This window comes from Frigoribacterium sp. Leaf263, from assembly GCF_001422285.1.
Taxonomy (GTDB): domain Bacteria; phylum Actinomycetota; class Actinomycetes; order Actinomycetales; family Microbacteriaceae; genus Frigoribacterium.
Genome location: NZ_LMMO01000003.1, coordinates 995,713 through 1,012,335, shown reverse-complemented (window position 1 = coordinate 1,012,335; position 16,623 = coordinate 995,713). Strand labels below are relative to the sequence as shown.

15 protein-coding genes are annotated in these 16,623 nt (G+C 72.8%); 9 read left to right on the top strand and 6 right to left on the bottom strand.

The genetic code is table 11. The annotated features are described in order from the left end of the window. The first annotated feature begins 23 nt into the window (after positions 1-23). From ASF17_RS08715 to ASF17_RS08705, 3 genes are all read left to right on the top strand, one after another. On the top strand, positions 24-968 hold the full coding sequence (locus ASF17_RS08715; RefSeq protein ID WP_055797904.1) for a universal stress protein: 945 nt from the start codon (positions 24-26) through the stop codon (positions 966-968). Beyond that, positions 965-2,518 carry an APC family permease gene (locus ASF17_RS08710; RefSeq protein WP_055797901.1) on the top strand — a complete coding sequence of 518 codons (1,554 nt, stop codon included), beginning with the start codon at positions 965-967 and terminating at the stop codon, positions 2,516-2,518. The genes ASF17_RS08715 and ASF17_RS08710 overlap by 4 nt, the downstream gene beginning before the upstream one ends. A 71-nt stretch (positions 2,519-2,589) precedes the next feature. Further along, complete coding sequence (locus ASF17_RS08705; protein WP_055797896.1) at positions 2,590-3,042, top strand: DoxX family protein; 453 nt, start codon at positions 2,590-2,592, stop codon at positions 3,040-3,042. 39 nt (positions 3,043-3,081) lie between these two features. Here the strand turns inward: ASF17_RS08705 and ASF17_RS08700 are convergent, their stop codons facing one another. Beyond that, complete coding sequence (locus ASF17_RS08700) at positions 3,082-3,726, bottom strand: TetR/AcrR family transcriptional regulator (RefSeq protein WP_055797892.1); 645 nt, start codon at positions 3,724-3,726, stop codon at positions 3,082-3,084. 105 nt (positions 3,727-3,831) lie between these two features. Here ASF17_RS08700 and ASF17_RS08695 point away from each other — a divergent pair, with 105 nt between their 5' ends. From ASF17_RS08695 to ASF17_RS08680, 4 genes are read left to right on the top strand one after another with little or no spacing between them, the layout of a single operon-like run. After that, positions 3,832-5,169, top strand: coding sequence for an ABC transporter substrate-binding protein (locus tag ASF17_RS08695; RefSeq protein ID WP_055797890.1), 1,338 nt, complete (start codon positions 3,832-3,834; stop codon positions 5,167-5,169). Continuing rightward, on the top strand, positions 5,166-6,155 hold the full coding sequence (locus ASF17_RS08690; protein ID WP_082475171.1) for a carbohydrate ABC transporter permease: 990 nt from the start codon (positions 5,166-5,168) through the stop codon (positions 6,153-6,155). Before ASF17_RS08695 ends, ASF17_RS08690 begins: the two co-directional genes overlap by 4 nt. Then, positions 6,152-7,126, top strand: a complete 975-nt coding sequence (locus ASF17_RS08685) for a carbohydrate ABC transporter permease (RefSeq protein WP_082475170.1) — start codon at positions 6,152-6,154, stop codon at positions 7,124-7,126. Before ASF17_RS08690 ends, ASF17_RS08685 begins: the two co-directional genes overlap by 4 nt. A gap of 47 nt (positions 7,127-7,173) precedes the next feature. Then, positions 7,174-10,335 (top strand): glycoside hydrolase family 2 TIM barrel-domain containing protein, encoded by a 3,162-nt coding sequence (locus ASF17_RS08680; protein WP_055798578.1) that lies wholly within the window; start codon positions 7,174-7,176, stop codon positions 10,333-10,335. On the opposite strand, the gene ASF17_RS08675 is transcribed toward ASF17_RS08680, so the two are convergent. Next, positions 10,322-12,091 carry a bifunctional NAD(P)/FAD-dependent oxidoreductase/class I SAM-dependent methyltransferase gene (locus ASF17_RS08675; RefSeq protein WP_082475169.1) on the bottom strand — a complete coding sequence of 590 codons (1,770 nt, stop codon included), beginning with the start codon at positions 12,089-12,091 and terminating at the stop codon, positions 10,322-10,324. The genes ASF17_RS08680 and ASF17_RS08675 overlap by 14 nt on opposite strands. A gap of 145 nt (positions 12,092-12,236) precedes the next feature. Between ASF17_RS08675 and ASF17_RS08670 the strand changes: the two genes are divergently transcribed. Together ASF17_RS08670 and ASF17_RS08665 are read left to right on the top strand one after the other, a co-directional pair. Beyond that, positions 12,237-12,734: a hypothetical protein gene (locus tag ASF17_RS08670; protein WP_156357345.1), complete on the top strand. Its 498-nt coding sequence runs from the start codon at positions 12,237-12,239 to the stop codon at positions 12,732-12,734. Between the two features lie 44 nt (positions 12,735-12,778). Further along, complete coding sequence (locus ASF17_RS08665) at positions 12,779-13,288, top strand: DUF427 domain-containing protein (RefSeq protein ID WP_055798571.1); 510 nt, start codon at positions 12,779-12,781, stop codon at positions 13,286-13,288. A gap of 113 nt (positions 13,289-13,401) precedes the next feature. Here the strand turns inward: ASF17_RS08665 and ASF17_RS08660 are convergent, their stop codons facing one another. The 4 genes from ASF17_RS08660 to ASF17_RS08645 form a co-directional block, all read right to left on the bottom strand. Beyond that, positions 13,402-14,001, bottom strand: coding sequence for a hypothetical protein (locus tag ASF17_RS08660; RefSeq protein ID WP_055797881.1), 600 nt, complete (start codon positions 13,999-14,001; stop codon positions 13,402-13,404). A gap of 103 nt (positions 14,002-14,104) precedes the next feature. Further along, the gene (locus tag ASF17_RS08655; protein ID WP_055797878.1) at positions 14,105-14,659 is read right to left on the bottom strand and encodes a hypothetical protein; all 555 of its coding nucleotides are present in this window, start codon (positions 14,657-14,659) and stop codon (positions 14,105-14,107) included. Between the two features lie 7 nt (positions 14,660-14,666). Continuing rightward, positions 14,667-15,146, bottom strand: a complete 480-nt coding sequence (locus ASF17_RS08650) for a heme-degrading domain-containing protein (protein WP_055797875.1) — start codon at positions 15,144-15,146, stop codon at positions 14,667-14,669. Positions 15,147-15,338: 192 nt separating this feature from the next. Further along, complete coding sequence (locus ASF17_RS08645; protein WP_055797871.1) at positions 15,339-16,583, bottom strand: glycosyltransferase; 1,245 nt, start codon at positions 16,581-16,583, stop codon at positions 15,339-15,341. Positions 16,584-16,623: the final 40 nt, after the last annotated feature.

Genomic DNA, 16,623 nt, shown 5'->3' with positions numbered 1-16,623 from the left:
CCCGATCCGGAAGGCGCCACCCCGTGAGATCCGTCATCGTCGGCTACCTCGACACCCCCGCCGGGCGAGACGCCCTGGCCCTCGGCGCCGCCCTCGCGGCGACGCTCGGTCTGCGTCTCGATCTCGTGCTCGTCCTGCACGACGAGGGGCGCGCCTCCCTCGTGCCCGTCGGTCCGTCGTACGAGCGACATCTCGACGATCTCGCCGAGGGGTGGCTGAAGGAGGCGCGGGCCGGGCTCCCGGAGTCCGTCGCGTCGACCGCGCACGTCGTCCGGGCCGAGACCTTCGCCGAGGGTCTCGTGACGGCTGCCGGGGATCTCGGCGCCGACGCCATCGTCATCGGCGCCGGCAAGGAGGGCGCCTTCGGCCGTCTGCACCTCGGCAGCGTCGGCGGGGTGCTCGTGCACTCGGCGCCGGTGCCCGTGGCCATCGCCCCGGCGGGTCTCGCCGGCCGCGGGGTGCACCGCTTCGGGACGATCACGGCCGCCGTCGGCACGCGCGCCGGCGCCCGGGCGGTCGTCGACTCGGCCATCGCCGTGGCCTCGGCCGCGCGGCTCCCGCTCCGACTCGTGTCGCTCGTCCCCCTCGACGTCGCCGACGGCACCGGTTCGGTCGACACCCGTGATCGCGCCGACGACCGGCACGCCGTCGCCCGCGAGCACGCCGAGGGGCTCCGCGACGTGGCACTCCGCACCGTGCCCGATCGCGTCGACGTCACCGTCGAGATCGCCGCGGGCCCGCGCATCGGCGACGCGATCCGCGATCTGACCTGGACCGCCGACGAGCTCGTCTTCGTCGGGTCGAGTCGTCTGGCGCAGCCCCACCGGCTGTTCCTCGGGAGCGTCGCCGCGAAGATCGTGCGCGGCGTGCCCGTCCCCCTCGTGGTGGTTCCTCGTGACCACGATCCCCGCAGCACCCGACCCGACCCCGGATCCGACGGGGTCGTGCACGAAGGGACCACCCCATGAGCATCCTCAAGAAGTCCGGAGTGACCGCCGACGGGGCGATCTCCTCGAAGGGTCTGAGCGCCGGCAGCGTCGGCCTGATCGGCGCGGTCGTCATCGGCATCTCGTGCATCGCGCCCGCCTACACGCTGACCGGGGCCCTCGGGCCCACCATCGCGCAGGTCGGCACGCACCTGCCCGCGATCTTCCTCGTCGGCTTCATCCCGATGCTCCTCGTGGCGTTCGGCTATCGCGAGCTCAACAGCGCCATGCCCGACAGCGGCACGTCGTTCACCTGGGGCGTCCGCGCCTTCGGGCCGTGGATCGGCTGGATGGCCGGCTGGGGGCTCGTCGTCGCCACGATCGTGGTGCTGAGCAATCTGGCCGGCATCGCCGTCGACTTCTTCTACCTGCTGCTCGGTCAGCTCTTCGGCAACCCCGCGCTGGCCGACCTGGCCGCCGATCCGGTCGTCAACGTCGTGACCTGTCTGGCGTTCATGGCGGGGGCCACGATCATCTCGTACCGCGACATGCAGACGACGCAGAAGGTCCAGTACTGGCTCGTCGGCTTCCAGCTGATCGTGCTGATCGGCTTCGCCGTCGTCGCGTTCGTCCGGGTGGGCGGCGGATCGGCGTTCGACGCGACGGGGATCTCCCTCGACTGGTTCAACCCGTTCAGCGTGCCGACCTTCTCGGCCTTCGCCGCGGGACTGTCGCTGTCGATCTTCATCTTCTGGGGCTGGGACGTCACGCTGACGATGTCGGAGGAGACCAGCGGCTCGCGCACCACCCCGGGCCGTGCAGCGACGCTGACGGTCGTCATCATCGTGCTCGTCTACCTGCTCGTGTCGCTCGCCTCCATGTCGTTCGCCGGTCTCGGGGCCGACGGCGTCGGTCTCGGCAATCCGGACATCCAGGGCAACGCCTTCTCGGCCCTGGCCGGCCCCGTGCTCGGTCCGCTGGCGATCCTCATGTCGCTCGCCGTGCTCAGCAGCTCCGCGGCCTCGCTGCAGTCGACCTTCGTCTCGCCCGCCCGCACCCTGCTGGCGATGGGGCACTACGGAGCCCTCTCGCCGAAGTTCGCCCGCGTCTCGCCCCGGTTCTTCACGCCCGGCTACGCCACCCTCGCCTCGGCGGTCGTCGCGAGCGTGTTCTACGCCGTGATGCGGTTCATCAGCGAGGACGTGCTCTGGGACACCATCACGACCCTCGGCATGATGATCTGCTTCTACTACGGGCTCACGGCCTTCGCCTGCGTCTGGTACTTCCGTCGCCAGTGGCGGACGGGCGCGCGCAACCTGTTCTTCCAGATCGTCGCGCCGGGCGTCGGCGGGATCATCCTCGCCGTCCTCTTCGTCACCACGCTGATCGACAGCATGGATCCGGAGTACGGCAGCGGCTCGCAGATCGGCGGCGTCGGCCTGGTCTTCGTGCTGGGCGTGCTGATCCTCGTGGCCGGCGTCGTGGTGATGCTCGTCAACGCGCGACTGCGGCCGGCGTTCTTCCGCGGCGAGGGGCTGCGGGCCGGCGTCGCGGGCGACGAGCGCGAAGGGCAGGCCGCGCTGCCCGAGTGACGGTCGCCGCGCTGCACGGACGTGCAGCGACACGGGGCGGCCGGGGGCCGGGGGAGGAGCAGACTGACGGGATGTCCCGTCGAGCCCCGCGCCCCCGCCCCACGTCCGTCCCGCGCCTGATCGGCCGTCTCGCCCTCGGAGCCGTCCTCGTGCTCGCGGGCGTCAGCCACCTGAGCTTCGCCCGCGACGACTTCCAGGCGCAGGTGCCCGAGTGGCTGCCCTTCGACGACGACGCGGTCGTGCTCGCGTCCGGGGTCGTCGAGATCACGCTCGGCGGGGCGCTCCTCGTGCTCGGAAAGAAGCGCGTGGCGGTGGGCTGGGTCGTCGCCGCGTTCTTCGTCGCGATCTTCCCCGGCAACATCTCGCAGCTCGTCACGCACACCGACGCGTTCGGTCTCGACACCGACACGAAGCGGGCCGTCCGCCTGATCGGCCAGCCCCTCCTCGTCCTCCTCGCGCTCTGGTCGACCGGCGCCTGGCGCGACCGCGCGGCGCTCCGCTCGCAGCTGACGCGCTCGAAGTAGTCGCCTCCGGCGGCGACGGCCGAGGAGGCGCGGCACGGCTCAGTCGGGCAGCACCAGCGAATCGAAGTGGTCGCGCAGCTGCTGCTCGACGTCGACGCTGCTCGGGTCGATCAGCCACTGCAGCTGGATGCCGTCCCACAGGGCGACGAGACCGGCGGCGGCCCGGGCCGGGTCGACACCGGGCCGGAGGCGGCCTCTCGACTCGAGATCGCGGAACCCCTCCGCGTACTCGGCCCGGAGGCCCTCGAACCGGGCCGCCACATAGCCGCGCACGGGTGCGTCCTCCGTCGCGGCCTCGCCGGCGAGCACGGCGTACAGGGCGATCAGCCCGGGCACGGTCTCGTTGTAGCGCGCCTGGCGGAGCACCCCCTCCCGGAAGTCCTGATCGGGGGCGGCGTCGAGCGGGATGCCGCTCGTCATCGCGTCACGGCGCTCGAGGACGGCGCGCAGCAGGGCGCGCTTCGACGGGAAGTAGTGCAGCAGTCCGGTCTGGCTGACGCCGACCCGGTCGGCGACCTCCTGGAGCGAGCCGCCGCGGTAGCCCCGCGTCGAGAACACCTCGAAGGCGGCGTCGACGATCGCCGCACGCCGCTCCGTCGACTTCGCGTACGGGCCGCGAGGTCCCCGGGCGCTGCGCGGGGCGGCGGGCGCGTCGGTCTCGGCGGGGGCGGGATCTGCGGTCATGACGGGAACTCTACGGCCGACCCGCACCTCCTCGGGTCAAATCCGAGTGAGCACTCGGAATTGTGTTAGGTTCGGCGGGTCCCGTCCACGATGAAGTGAGTCACGATGAGCCCTCTCAGTCGACGTCAACTGCTCGGCTTCGGCCTGAGCGCCGGCGCCGCCGCGCTGCTCGCGGGGTGCGCCACGCCCGGCACGACCTCGGTCAACACGCTGCCGACCATCCCGCCGGCCACCGGCCGCGTCCGCCTCGAGTACTGGGCCTGGCTCAAGGGCCTCGACCAGGTGACCGACCTGTACAACCGCAGCCAGGACCGCGTCCAGGTCGACACGGTCTTCATCCCGGGTGGCAACGCCGGCGGCTATCAGAAGCTGTACTCGGCGCTGGCGGCGGGCGCCGGACCCGACATCGCGCAGGTCGAGCTGCGGTCGCTGCCCGAGTTCCTGCTGGCGAACGGCGTCGTCGACCTCTCGCGCTACGGGATCGACCGGTACCGCGAGCTCTACGACCCCACCCTCTGGAACCAGGTCAGCTACACGGGCGGCGTCTACGCCGTCCCGCAGGACAGCGGCCCCATGGGCATGTTCTACCAGCCGGCCGTCTTCGACCGGGTCGGCGCCTCCGTTCCCGCCACCTGGGACGACTGGGCCGCCGTCGGGGCCGAGCTGAAGGGCGCGGGCGTGCTGATGGACTCGTTCCCGCTCGCCGACGCGTCGCCGTTCGCCGCGTACGCCACCCAGGCCGGGGCCTCGTGGTTCCGCGCGGAGGACGACGGCTGGGTCATCGACATGACCGACGAGGCGACGATGAAGGTCGCGGCGTTCTTCGACGAGGCGATCGACGACGGGATCGTCACGACCGCCTACGGCGCGTACACGCCCGCCTGGTTCTCGGCCGCGGCCGACGGGAAGATCGCGTCGGTCGCGACGGGCTCGTGGGGCGACGCCCTCATCGAGGGCGTCAGCGGCGCCTCGGGCAAGTGGCGTGCCGCGCCCCTGCCGACCTGGGAGGGCGGCTACGCGTCGTCGTTCCTCGGCGGGTCGACGGCGGCGATCCTGGCCAACAGCCAGCACCCGAAGGAGGCCCTCGACTTCGCCGTCTGGATGACGACGACCCCCGAGGGCGTCAACGCGCTGATCGAGTACTGCGGCATCGGCTGGTCGCCGGCGCGCGACGTCGTGGGCGACCTCCGCGAGAAGCCCAGCGAGTTCTTCAGCGGCCAGAACTACAACCAGGAGGTGTTCGTGCCCGCCACGAAGGAGTCCAGCCAGAACCAGGACTGGAGCTGGTGGCCCGTCACGCAGCAGTCGTTCAACATCCTCAGCGACGGATTCCGCGGCAAGGCCTCGGGCGGAACCCTCGTCGACGCGGTGGTGCAGGCCGAGAAGGACATCATCACGGTCATGAAGAACAAGGGCCTCTCGATCCGCAAGGCCGACGCATGAGCGCCGGGATGGAGACGCGCCCCGAGACCGCGGCGGCGACCCGGGCCACCGCGCCCGGTCGAGGGCGCGACTCGGACGGGTCGCGACGAGCGAGGGGCGCCTCGTCGGCCGCCACGAAACGCGCCCCGTGGGTGCTGCTGTTCCCGTTCCTCGCGCTGTTCCTGCTGACCTTCCTCGTGCCGATCCTCATGGCCCTCGTGTCGAGCTTCACGCAGGTGAGGCGCGGCGGGCTCTTCGGCGAGACCGGCGTCGTGACGCAGTTCGCGGGGTTCTCGAACTACGCGCAGGTGCTCGGCGACCCCAACTTCACCGCCTCGATCGGTCGCATGTTCCTGTTCGGCATCGTGCAGGTGCCGCTCATGCTCATCCTCTGCACGGTGCTGGCCCTGCTGCTCGAGTCGGCGTCGGCGAAGTGGCCGGGGCTGTTCCGCGCCGCGTACTTCCTGCCGTACGGGGTGCCGGGCGTCATCGCGACCATCCTCTGGTCGTTCCTCTACGTGCCGGGTCTCAGCCCGATCATCGACGTGGCCGAGACGTTCGGCGTCTCGCCCGACTTCCTCGGGCCGAACACGGTCCTCTGGTCGATCGCGAACATCGTCACCTGGAGCTACACCGGCTACAACATGCTGATCATCATCGCCCAGCTGAAGTCGATCCCGGTCGAGCTCTACGAGGCGGCGAAGGTCGACGGGGCGACGCCGCTCCGGGTCGCGACGAGCATCCAGCTGCCGCTGATCCGGCCCGCGCTCCTCCTGACCGCGGTCTTCTCGATCATCGGCACCCTCCAGCTGTTCGCCGAGGCGCAGGTGCTGCAGCGCGTCGCACCGGCCATCGACAGCCAGTACACGCCGAATCTCAGCGCCTACACGACCGCCTTCGCCTACAACGACTACAACGTCGCCGCTGCGCAGTCCGTGCTGATCGCGCTCGTCGCGTTCACGCTGTCGATCGTGTTCCTCACCATCACGAACAGGAAGTCCGCATGAGCCCCCGCGCCACGGTCGCCGAGCACGCCACCGAGACCGAGTCGATCGTCACCGCCGGGCAGAGCGGGAGGCGCGGCGCGGGCCGGGCCTCCGTCCGACGCTCGCGGGGAGCCGGGCCGGACCGCTCCGCCGGCCGCAGCCGCGCCTCCACCATCATCGTGACCGCCGTCCTGGTGGTCGTCGCGCTGTACTTCCTGATCCCGGTCTACTGGGTCGTGGTCGCCGCGACCAAGACCACCGGCGACCTGTTCGGCACCTTCGGGTTCTGGTTCGCCCCGTCGTTCGCGCTCTGGGACAACCTCGGGCAGGTGCTCACCTACGGCGACGGCGTCTTCGTCCGCTGGCTCGGCAACTCGGTGCTCTACGCCGGCGTCGGCGCCCTCGTCGCGACGTACTTCGCCGCGGCCGGCGGCTACGCCCTCGCCAAGTACGAGTTCCGCGGTCGCAACCTCGTCTTCGGCACGATCCTCGGCGGCGTCCTCGTGCCGGGCACCGCGACCGCGCTGCCGCTGTTCCTGCTCTTCAGCCAGATGGGGCTCGCGAACACGTACTGGAGCGTCCTGCTGCCGTCGCTCGTGTCGCCGTTCGGGCTCTTCCTCTGCCGCATCTACGCGCAGGCCACGGTGGACACCTCGCTGATGGAGGCCGCGCGCCTCGACGGGGCGAGCGAGCTGCGCATCTTCCACACGCTGGGGCTCCGCATCCTCACCCCGGCGCTCGTGACCGTGTTCCTGTTCCAGCTCGTCGGCATCTGGAACAACTACTTCCTGCCGCTGGTCATGCTGAGCGACGTCGACAAGTTCCCCGTCACGCTCGGACTCAACAACTGGCTGAGCCAGACCGACCGTCTGCCCGAGTTCTACCAACTGACGACCGGCGGCGTCCTGCTGTCGATCATCCCGCTCGTCATCGCCATGATCGTGCTGCAGCGCTTCTGGCGCGGCGGCCTCACCGAAGGGTCCGTGAAGTGACCGACGTCATCCCCACCGCCACCGCCTCGTCCACCCCGGCGTCCCCGATTGACGTCGCCGCGCCTCCGGCCGGATATCTGCGGGCCACCGGCCCCGGCAGCGGTCGTCGCTCGCCCGCCCGCTCGTGGCTGCACACCGACGCCCCGCGGCTCCTGCTCGACGGCGAGTGGTCCTTCCGGCTGCTCACGGGCGTCCCCGGCATGCCCGGCGGCCGCGGCGTGCTGCCCGCCGGCGAGGGCGCCTACGACGTCGCGGCGGTTGACTTCGACGACTCGGGCTGGGAGACCATCACGCTGCCGTCGCACTGGGTGCTCACCGGCGAGGGGCGCCGCGGCGCCCCCATCTACACGAACGTGCAGTTCCCGTTCCCGACCGACGTGCCCCACGTGCCCGACGAGAACCCGACCGGCGACCACCGGCGCACGTTCGAGCTGCCGGCGTCGTTCGCCGGCGCCGAGCGCGTGCTGCTGCGCTTCGACGGGGTCGAGTCGACGGCCGTCGTATGGGTCAACGGCGTCCACGTCGGCGTCGGGGTCGGCAGCCGTCTCGCGCAGGAGTACGACGTCACCGACCTCGTGCGCCCCGGCGCCAACACCGTGGTCGTCCGCGTCCACCAGTGGTCGGCGGCGAGCTACGTCGAGGACCAGGACCAGTGGTGGCTGCCCGGCGTCTTCCGGAGCGTCAGCCTCGAGGCCCGGCCCGTGGGCGGCATCGACGACGTCTGGCTGCGCAGCGAATGGCACGGCACGGCCAGCGAGACCGCAGGAGGCGCGACGATCGTCGCCGAGATCACCGCCGGCTCCGCCGCGTGGCCGGTCACCCTCGCCGTCCCCGAGCTCGGCGTCGACGTGACGTGGGAGTCGCCCGCCGATGTCGCCCCGATCGAGCTTATCGACGTCGAGCCGTGGAGCGCCGAGGTGCCGCGGCTCTACGACGCCGCCGTCACGAGCGCGGGGTCGACCGAGACGATCTCGCAGCGACTCGGCTTCCGCACCGTCCAGATCGTGGGCGACCGGTTCGAGGTGAACGGCCGGCGGGTCGTCTTCCATGGCGTGAACCGCCACGAGGTGCACGCCGATCAGGGCCGGGTCTTCGACGAGCAGTACGCGCGTCGCGACCTCGAGCTGATGAAGCGGTTCAACGTCAACGCGATCCGCACCTCGCACTACCCGCCCCACCCGCGCCTGCTCGACCTCGCCGACGAGCTGGGCTTCTGGGTCGTCCTCGAATGCGACCTCGAGACGCACGGCTTCGAACGCGAGCGGTGGGTCGGCAACCCGAGCGACGACGCCGACTGGCACGACGCCTACGTCGACCGCATGGTCCGCACCGTCGAGCGCGACAAGAACCACCCGAGCATCGTCATGTGGTCGCTCGGCAACGAGGCGGGCACCGGTCGGAACCTCGCGGCGATGGCCGCGTGGACCCACGCGCGTGACCGGGGTCGTCCTGTCCACTACGAGGGCGACTACACCGGCTCGTACACCGACGTCTACTCGCGGATGTACTCGTGGATCGACGAGACCCGGGCGATCGGCGCGGGCGACGAGTCCGTCCGGCTGCTCGGCTGCACGGCCGCCGAGGCGGCCCGTCAGCGGTCGAAGCCCTTCATCCTCTGCGAGTACGTGCACGCCATGGGCAACGGCCCCGGGGCGGTCGACGAGTACGAGCGCCTCGTCGACGAGCACCCGCGCCTGCACGGCGGGTTCGTGTGGGAGTGGCGCGACCACGGCCTGCGGACGACCACGGCCGACGGCGTCGAGTTCTTCGGCTACGGCGGCGACTTCGGCGAGGTCGTGCACGACGGCAACTTCGTCATGGACGGCATGGTGCTCTCGGACGGCACGCCGAGCCCCGGTCTCCACGAATGGGCCCAGGTCGTGTCGCCGATCCGTCTGACCGCCAGCCGCGCGGCGGGCCCCCGGGGCGACGACGGCATCACCGGCGCCTCCGTGCTGGTCGAGAACCGGCGTCACACCGCGACGACGGCCGACGTCGAGCTGCTCTGGTCGCTCGAGCACGACGGCGACGTCGTCGCGTCCGGGCGCCTCGACGCGCTCGACGACCGCGGCCGAGCCCTCGCCGCGGGGGAGCAGGTCGCCCTCGCCCTGCCCGACCTCGAGGTCTCGACGACGGGCGAGACGTGGCTGACCGTGCAGGTCGCCCTCCGCGCCGACCACGGCTGGGCCGATGCCGGGCACGTGCTCGCGACGACCCAGGTCGACCTCAGCGCCCCGGCCGCCGTGCATCACGTCGCCGCCTACCCGCGGCCGGTCGCACCGGGTGCCGGTGTCGATCCGTCGACCCGCGCCTCCTCGGGCGACCTCGAGCTCGGCCCCGCGACGTTCGTCGACGGCCGTCTCGTCTCGCTCGCCGGGCGACCCGTCGCCGGGCCGCGCCTCGAGCTCTGGCGGGCGACGACCGACAACGAGCGGGGCCACTGGGACGCCCCGCGCGACATCGACGCGGACCCGATGCGGGATCGCCACCGCACCGATCTGCCGACCGACGAGCTGCTGCCGAGCGCCGAGACGATCGCGAAGCGGGCGGGCCTGCACCGGCTGACCTCGCGCGTCGAGTCGGTGCGGTCGTCGGCGGGTCACGTCGCCGTGCGCACCCGCTGGGCCGCCGCCGACAGCCGCCAGTCGGTGACCGTCGACGAGCGCTGGACCCTCGAGCGCGGCGAGCTGTGGCTGTCGCTCGATCTCGTGCCCACCGCCGGCTGGGACCTCTCGTGGCCCCGCGTCGGCGTGCGCTTCGATCTGCCCCTCGATATCGGCTCGGCATCGTGGTTCGGGACCGGTCCGCTCGAGTCGTACCCCGACAGCCGCGAGGCGGCCCGGGTGGGCCGGTTCGAGTCGAGCGTCGACGACCTCACCGTCGACTACGCCCGGCCGCAGGAGAGCGGCCACCGCAGCGACCTCCGCAGCCTCGAGCTGCGGACCGGCGACGGGAGCCCCTGGCTGCGTCTCGACGCGACGCCCGACACCTCGGGTCGCCGCCCCGGCTTCTCTCTGCGTCGCCACACCGCGCAGCAGGTCGACGCGGCCGAGCACCCCCACGAGCTGCCCGAGCCCGAGGCGACGTACCTCTGGATCGACGCGGCGCAGAACGGCGTCGGCTCGCGGGCGTGCGGGCCCGACGTCTCGGCCCCGCACGTGCTCCGGCCCTCGGCTCGGGCGATCCGGCTGCGCGTCAGAGGGCTCTGACCGCGCGGACGACCACATCGCGGACCGTCGCCGGGCCCTCGTGCCCGGCGGCGGTCTCGCGTTCCCGGGTCTCGGCCGTGGCTATCGTCCACTCCTCCGGGTCGAAGAGCGCGACGAGCTCGTCCACCCCGAACATCAGCTCGGGATGGTGCAGACGGTGGGCGTCGGAGTCGAGATCCGACAGGTCGTGCCCGACGATCAGGATGCTGCCGCCCGGCGCCACCGCCTCGCCGAGCCCCCGGAACACCCGGCCCCGATCGGCCGCGGGGAGATGCATGAAGTGCGACGTGACGAGATCGAAGGAGGCGCGGGGCGGCGTCCACTCGGTGATGTCGTGCTGCTCCCACGTGATCCGGTCGGCGGCCTCGCCGTCCGTCTGCTCGGCTCGCGCCCGTGCCTTGTTCAGGGCGTTCGCGGCGATGTCGGTGCCCGTGACGGACCAGCCCCGCCGGGCCAGCCAGATCGCGTCGCCGCCCTCGCCGCTCCCGATGTCGAGGGCGCGGCCCGGGGTGAGTGCCGCGGTCTCGTCCACGAGAACGGCGTTGGGGTCCCCGCTCCAGGCCCAGCCCTCCGAGCCGTAGCGGTCCTCCCAGTACGCGGCGTCGAACGCTTCGGAAGCGGAGTTCTCGTCGGGGCTCTCGTCGAGGTCCCCCTCGGGGCTCGCGCCCAGCGGTGCCGAGCCGTGTCGATGCGACGCGTCGGCGCGCCAGGTCGCGACGGCCTCCACGGCTGCCGCGGTCTCGGCCGTCACGAGGTCCATGTTCAGGGCCGCGCCGGCCATGACCCCGGAGGCGGCGGCCATGACGACCTGGTGACCCGGGTTGACGAGGTTCCCGGCGAGCCAGACGCCGGGCTCGGCGCTCTGCCCGGTGACGGGGTCGGCCGCCACGACCGTGCCCATGCCCGACGGGTGCGCCTCGGCCTCCAGCCCGAGCGTCGCGAGCACGCCGCCTCGGGCGGCGACGCTCGTGGCGACGGCCACGGCGCCGACCGCCACGGTCGTGCCGTCGGCGAGGACGACCCCGGTGAGGTGGTCGTCGTCGACCCGGACGGAGGCGACGGGCCCCTCGACCACCCGGACGCCCCGGGCCTCGAGTCGCGCGAGGTCGTCGGGGCCGGGGGAGAGCCGGTCGTTCGTGAAGAGCGTGACGTCGTCGGTCCACTGGCGGAAGAGCAGGGTCTGGTGGATGCTCATCGGCCCGGTGCCGAGCACGCCGATGGCGCGGTCGCGAACCTCCCAGCCGTGGCAGTAGGGGCAGTGGACGACGTCGCGGCCCCAGCGATCGGCGAGTCCGTCCACCGGAGGCAGCTCGTCGACGAGACCGGTGGCGACGACGAGGCGGCGGGCGCGGAGCGTGCGGTGCCGGCCGCCCGGCGTGGTGACCTCGACGGCGAAGCCGGGCGCGCCTCCTCGTCCGGTCCGGCGGACGTCCGTGGCCGTGCCGTCGACGACGACCCCGCCGTACGACTCGACCTCGGCGCGTCCCCGGCGGACGAGCTCGAGCGGCGAGACGCCGTCGAGGCCGAGGAACCCGTGCACGCCCTCGGCCGGCGCGTTGCGGGGCTCGCCCGCGTCGACGACGACGACGTCGCGGCGGGCCCGGGCGAGCGTCAGGGCGGCGCTGAGACCGGCGGCCCCGCCGCCGATCACGACGGCGTCGTGCTCGTGCTCGTGCTCGGGCCCGTGCTCGTGCCCGTGCTCGCGCCCGTCGGCCGGTCGGGAGTGGTCGGTGCTGCTCGTGGTGCCGTGCGTCATGGTGATGACCTCCTGGAGCCAGCGTGCCCGTGAAGATCCTCTCCGGCAAGCGGTGTTGCCAGTACGGCAAATAATCGCGATCGAGACGTCGGGCGGGTCGGGTGGCGGGTCGTCGCAGGGCGGCCTCGATGCGAGGATGGTCAGCGTGACCGACACCCGATCGGCCTTCATGGCCTGCGCCTCCGTGGCTGCACAGCTCCTCGGCCGACCCGAGCTGGCGAGCGCCTGGAACCTCCCGTCGGTGCACGACGGTCTGCGGGTGCGCGACGTCGCCACCGGGCTCGTCGAGGGGCTGCGCCGCGCGGCCCTCGTGAACGGGGCCGGGCCACGCGTGCCTCTGGTGCTCCGACCGACGGCGGCCACGACGGCGGCCGAGGCGCGACGGCTCGTCGACCTGCTCGCTCTTAGGGTCCCCGGGGGTGGGCTCGCCGACGACCCGGGCGCCGCGGGGGTCGACCTCCTGGCCCGTGACCTCGAGGATCTCGCCTTGAGCGTCGCGCAGCACGTCGACGTGTCGCCGTCGACGGCTCGGGCCGCCCTCGAGCTGCTCGTCGCGTCCGCCCACGGCACCTCGGACGGCGCCGTCGCGCTCGGCGACCTGTCGGCGACGCTCCGCGGGGCACCCGCCGTCGTCCGCGCCTGAGCGTCACCCCCGTGCCCGCCGACCCGCGGGTGCACGATGGCGACATGAGACGCAGCGTCCGAACCCCCGCCCGTGAAACGCCCGGCCCCGGACAGGAGTCCGTCTGGGACTACCCCAGACCCCCGCGCGTGGAGGCCCGGGGCGAACGCATCGTCGTGCGGCTCGGCGGTCAGGTCGTGGCGGACGCGACGCGTTCGTTCCGAGTGCTCGAGACGAGTCACCCGCCGGTCTACTACCTGCCCCGCGACGCGTTCGTCGAGGGCGCCCTGACCCGAGGCGACGGGTCGAGCCTGTGCGAGTTCAAGGGCTCCGCCGGCTACGTCGACCTCCGCGGCGGCGCGGAGCGGTCGCCCCGAGCCGGGTGGTTCTACCCGTCGCCCTGGGCGGGCTACGAGCAGCTCGTCGATCACGTGGCCCTCTACCCCGGCCGCGTCGACTCGATCGAGATCGACGGCGAGACCGTGCGGGCTCAGGAGGGCGACTTCTACGGCGGCTGGATCACCGACGCGATCGTCGGCCCGTTCAAGGGACCGCCCGGCACCCTCGGCTGGTGAGCCGCGCCTCCTCGTCCCCGCCGAGCGGTGTGGAGTGGTCGGGAGATGCTCTTCGAGCGCGTCTGACGCGCATCTGCCGACCACACGAGCCGATCGCGGAGGAGGAGGCTCGATCAGGAGGAGGGGGCGTCGCCCGACAGAGCGGCCACGACCTGCTCCGCCTCGGGGAACCAGCGCGCGTAGTGGTCGGGGTCGTCGTTGATCTGCACGGCGTGGGCCGCCTGGGTCGGCGTGAGCTCCTTCCAGCCCGGGATCGCCACGAGCTTCGAGAAGAACCGGGTGGCCGCCGTGTACGGGTCCATGCGCTCGGCGTAGGTGCCCCAGGCGCCGTTGTCGCGTTGCTGGAAGAGTCCGCGGCTGTCCGGGCCGACCGCGTCGCCGTGGTCGATGTTGCGGAGGCTCGACTCGCCCATCGCGGTCATCACCCCGATCGCCTGCGTGTGCTTTCCGATGCCCTGGGCGCGAGCGGCCTGCATGATCCACGCCGCGTTGATCAGGCGGTCCTGGCAGTAGCCCGCGACCGGCCCGGCGGGCACCGGGATGTCACCCACCATGACGGGGTCGACGGCCGGGCAGGTCACCGGAGGGTCGACGGGGCGAGCCGTCTCGTCGCGGGGCGAGGCGAGCGACGAGACGACCAGGACGAGAGCGACGATCAGAGCGACGACCGCGGCGCAGAAGACGACCGAGGCGGCGATGGCGACGCGGCGCACAGGGGTCCTCTCGGTCGGAGTCCGGTCCGGCGGGCTCGCCGGAGTTCGAGGATAACCCGCTGCCCGGGGGCACCCTGGGCGGAGGCCGAGGAGGCGCGGGCGACTAGAGCAGGTCGCCCCGGTCGGCGAGATAGGCGGCCGCCTCGCGGACCTCGGCGGCCGTGGTGCCCCAGCGGACGAGCGCCCGGCCGTCCGCCACGAGGAGGCGCTGGTCGCCGGCCACGAGAGCCTCGGTCGACAGATCGATCGGCAGGTACGCGTAGTCGACGACCTCGCCTTCGGCGAAGCGGCCCCGGGCGGCGGCCCGTCGCTCGGCCTTGCGCTTCTCGACCGAGGCGGAGAGGTTCTGCGAGCGGGTCGGCTCGAGGGCCCGGGTGATGCGGCCCGTCTCGTGCACGCGCCCGTCGGTCTCGAGCAGCAGCACGCCGAGCCGCCAGGCCCGACCCACGGGTTCGAGCGACTCCGCGGTCTTCACGACGACGATGCGTCGCGAGGGGCGGTAGCGGGCGAGTGCCTCGGTGCGGGCCCCTCGGGCGGCGAGATCGCGGGTCGTGTCGGCGATCAGGGTCCGGAGCGCCTCGGCCGCACGCTCGTCGTCCGCCGACGGCACGGACGCCGACGGCACGGGCCCCGACGCATCGGGCTCCTGAGGCGCCATCACCGGGTCAGGAGTCGTAGCCGTGCGCCAGGAAGTCGTCGAGCACCTCGACGACGAGGGCGTGGTCGTCGGCCTGCGGCAGCCCCGACACCCCGACCGCGCCCACGACGCCGACGCCGACGACGGTCACCGGGAACATCCCGCCGTGCGCGGCGTAGAGGTCGGTGTCGAGCCGCGACTTCTCGTCGAACGTGCCGCCCGCCACCCGGAACGACTCGCCGACGCGGAACGAGCTCTGACCGTAGCGCTCGACGACACGGGCCTTGCGGTCGAGCCACTCGTCGTTGTCGAGCGAGGTGCCGGGCAGCGCCGCGTGGAACACCCGCTGGCGGCCCTTCCGCACGGTGACCGTGACGGCGAGACCGCGGCGACGGGCCTCGGCGAGCAGGAACGCCCCGAGGTCGAGAGCCGTGTCGGTCGTGAAGCGGCGGAAGACCAGGCGCTCCTCCTGCTCGGCGAGCTCGGTCAGCAGGGTGTCGTCGGGCATGAGGGCCTCCGGTGGAAGGGGTCGTCTGGTCGTCGTCGAGCATAGGCCGGGCCGCTGACATCCCGGTCGGCGAGCACCCGAGCGGGCTGCGGCGGGTTCGCGTCGTCGAGGGCGGGTCGGCGCTGACGCGCCGCCGATGACGGGGACCCGCCCGACAGCCGGATGATCGCGATGCGTCTGAGCCTGCCGGCCTCAGCGGCGGCCGCCGGCTGCGGCGAGCTCCGAGCAGTCGGTGCTGCCGGCGACGCGGCAGTACACGTCGGCGAGCTCGGCCGCCGACAGGGCCCACGGGTGGTCGAGCGCGCGGACGCGGGAGGCGCGCGAGAGTCGATCGGCCCGGTCGCGGTCGCGGAGGATGCCGGTCACCGTGTCGGCCCAGACGAGCGGGTCGCGCGAGTCGAGGACGACGCCCGTGACGCCGTCGACGACGCTCTCGCGCAGGCCCCCCGAGGCGGCGGCGATCACGGGGACGCCGCTGGCGGCCGCCTCGAGCGCGATCAGGCCGTAGGTCTCGGAGTGGGACGGGACGAGCACGAGACGCGCCCCGCGGAGCAGCGAGGCGAGACCCCGTCGGGTGCGCGGGCCGACGAGGTGCACGGTGAGGTCGAGCTCGTCGACCAGGGCGAGCAGGTCGTCCTCGTAGCCCTGGAACTCGGTCGAGGCGCCGCCGGCGATCACGAGATCGGGCCGGACGGCGGGGTCGACGGCGGCGATGGCCCGGATGGCGAGGTCGGGGGCCTTGAGCGGCTCGAGTCGTCCGGCGACGACGACGTAGGGGCGGGGCTCGTCGACCCGCGCCTCCTCGGCGGTCGTCTGGGCGGGGTGGAAGAGCTCGGCGTCGACCCCGGGCAGCACGACCGCGACCCGGTCGGGGCGACCTCCCAGGCGGGTGACGACCGTCTCGGCCTCGGCGTGGCTGATGGCGACGACGGCGTCCGACTCGACCGCGAGGTGCCGCTCGCCGGCGAGTCGACCAGGCGATTCGGCGCGTTCGCCGTGCGACAGGGGCGTGGAGTCCGCCGCCGCGATCGAGTGGAAGCTCTGCACGTGCGGCACCCCCAGCGCGCGGGCGACCGGCAGGGCGGCCATGCCCGAGAACCAGTGGTGGGAGTGCACGACGTCCCACGGGCCGAGGTCGGCGAGGCGGTCGCGGAACTCGTCCACGAACAGCTCGTGGCGACCCTTGGCGACGGGTTCGGCGGGTCCGGCCGAGATGAAGGTCAGCGTGACGCCGGGCGAGAGCTCGACGCGGTCCGGTTGATCGGGGGACGAGCGCCTCGTCACGATGTCGACGTGGTGTCCGGCGGCCCCGAGCGCCTCCGCCTGGTTGCGGACGACCACGTTCATCCCGCCGACGTCGCCGGAGCCCGGCTCGGCGCCGGGGGAGGTGTGCAGCGACACGAGCGCGATGCGGAGGGGGGAGGAGGCGGTGGTCACTTCCCGAGGGTACCGGCCCCGCCGCCTCCCGCCCTGTGGA

What these genes read in the sequence shown, in the direction of transcription:
- ASF17_RS08710 (WP_055797901.1), top strand. Translation starts at nt 965, where the DNA reads ATGAGCATCCTCAAGAAGTCCGGAGTGACCGCCGACGGGGCGATCTCC.
- ASF17_RS08705 (WP_055797896.1), top strand. Translation starts at nt 2,590, where the DNA reads ATGTCCCGTCGAGCCCCGCGCCCCCGCCCCACGTCCGTCCCGCGCCTG.
- ASF17_RS08700 (WP_055797892.1), bottom strand. Translation starts at nt 3,726, where the DNA reads ATGACCGCAGATCCCGCCCCCGCCGAGACCGACGCGCCCGCCGCCCCG.
- ASF17_RS08695 (WP_055797890.1), top strand. Translation starts at nt 3,832, where the DNA reads ATGAGCCCTCTCAGTCGACGTCAACTGCTCGGCTTCGGCCTGAGCGCC.
- ASF17_RS08690 (WP_082475171.1), top strand. Translation starts at nt 5,166, where the DNA reads ATGAGCGCCGGGATGGAGACGCGCCCCGAGACCGCGGCGGCGACCCGG.
- ASF17_RS08685 (WP_082475170.1), top strand. Translation starts at nt 6,152, where the DNA reads ATGAGCCCCCGCGCCACGGTCGCCGAGCACGCCACCGAGACCGAGTCG.
- ASF17_RS08675 (WP_082475169.1), bottom strand. Translation starts at nt 12,091, where the DNA reads ATGACGCACGGCACCACGAGCAGCACCGACCACTCCCGACCGGCCGAC.
- ASF17_RS08665 (WP_055798571.1), top strand. Translation starts at nt 12,779, where the DNA reads ATGAGACGCAGCGTCCGAACCCCCGCCCGTGAAACGCCCGGCCCCGGA.
- ASF17_RS08655 (WP_055797878.1), bottom strand. Translation starts at nt 14,659, where the DNA reads ATGGCGCCTCAGGAGCCCGATGCGTCGGGGCCCGTGCCGTCGGCGTCC.
- ASF17_RS08650 (WP_055797875.1), bottom strand. Translation starts at nt 15,146, where the DNA reads ATGCCCGACGACACCCTGCTGACCGAGCTCGCCGAGCAGGAGGAGCGC.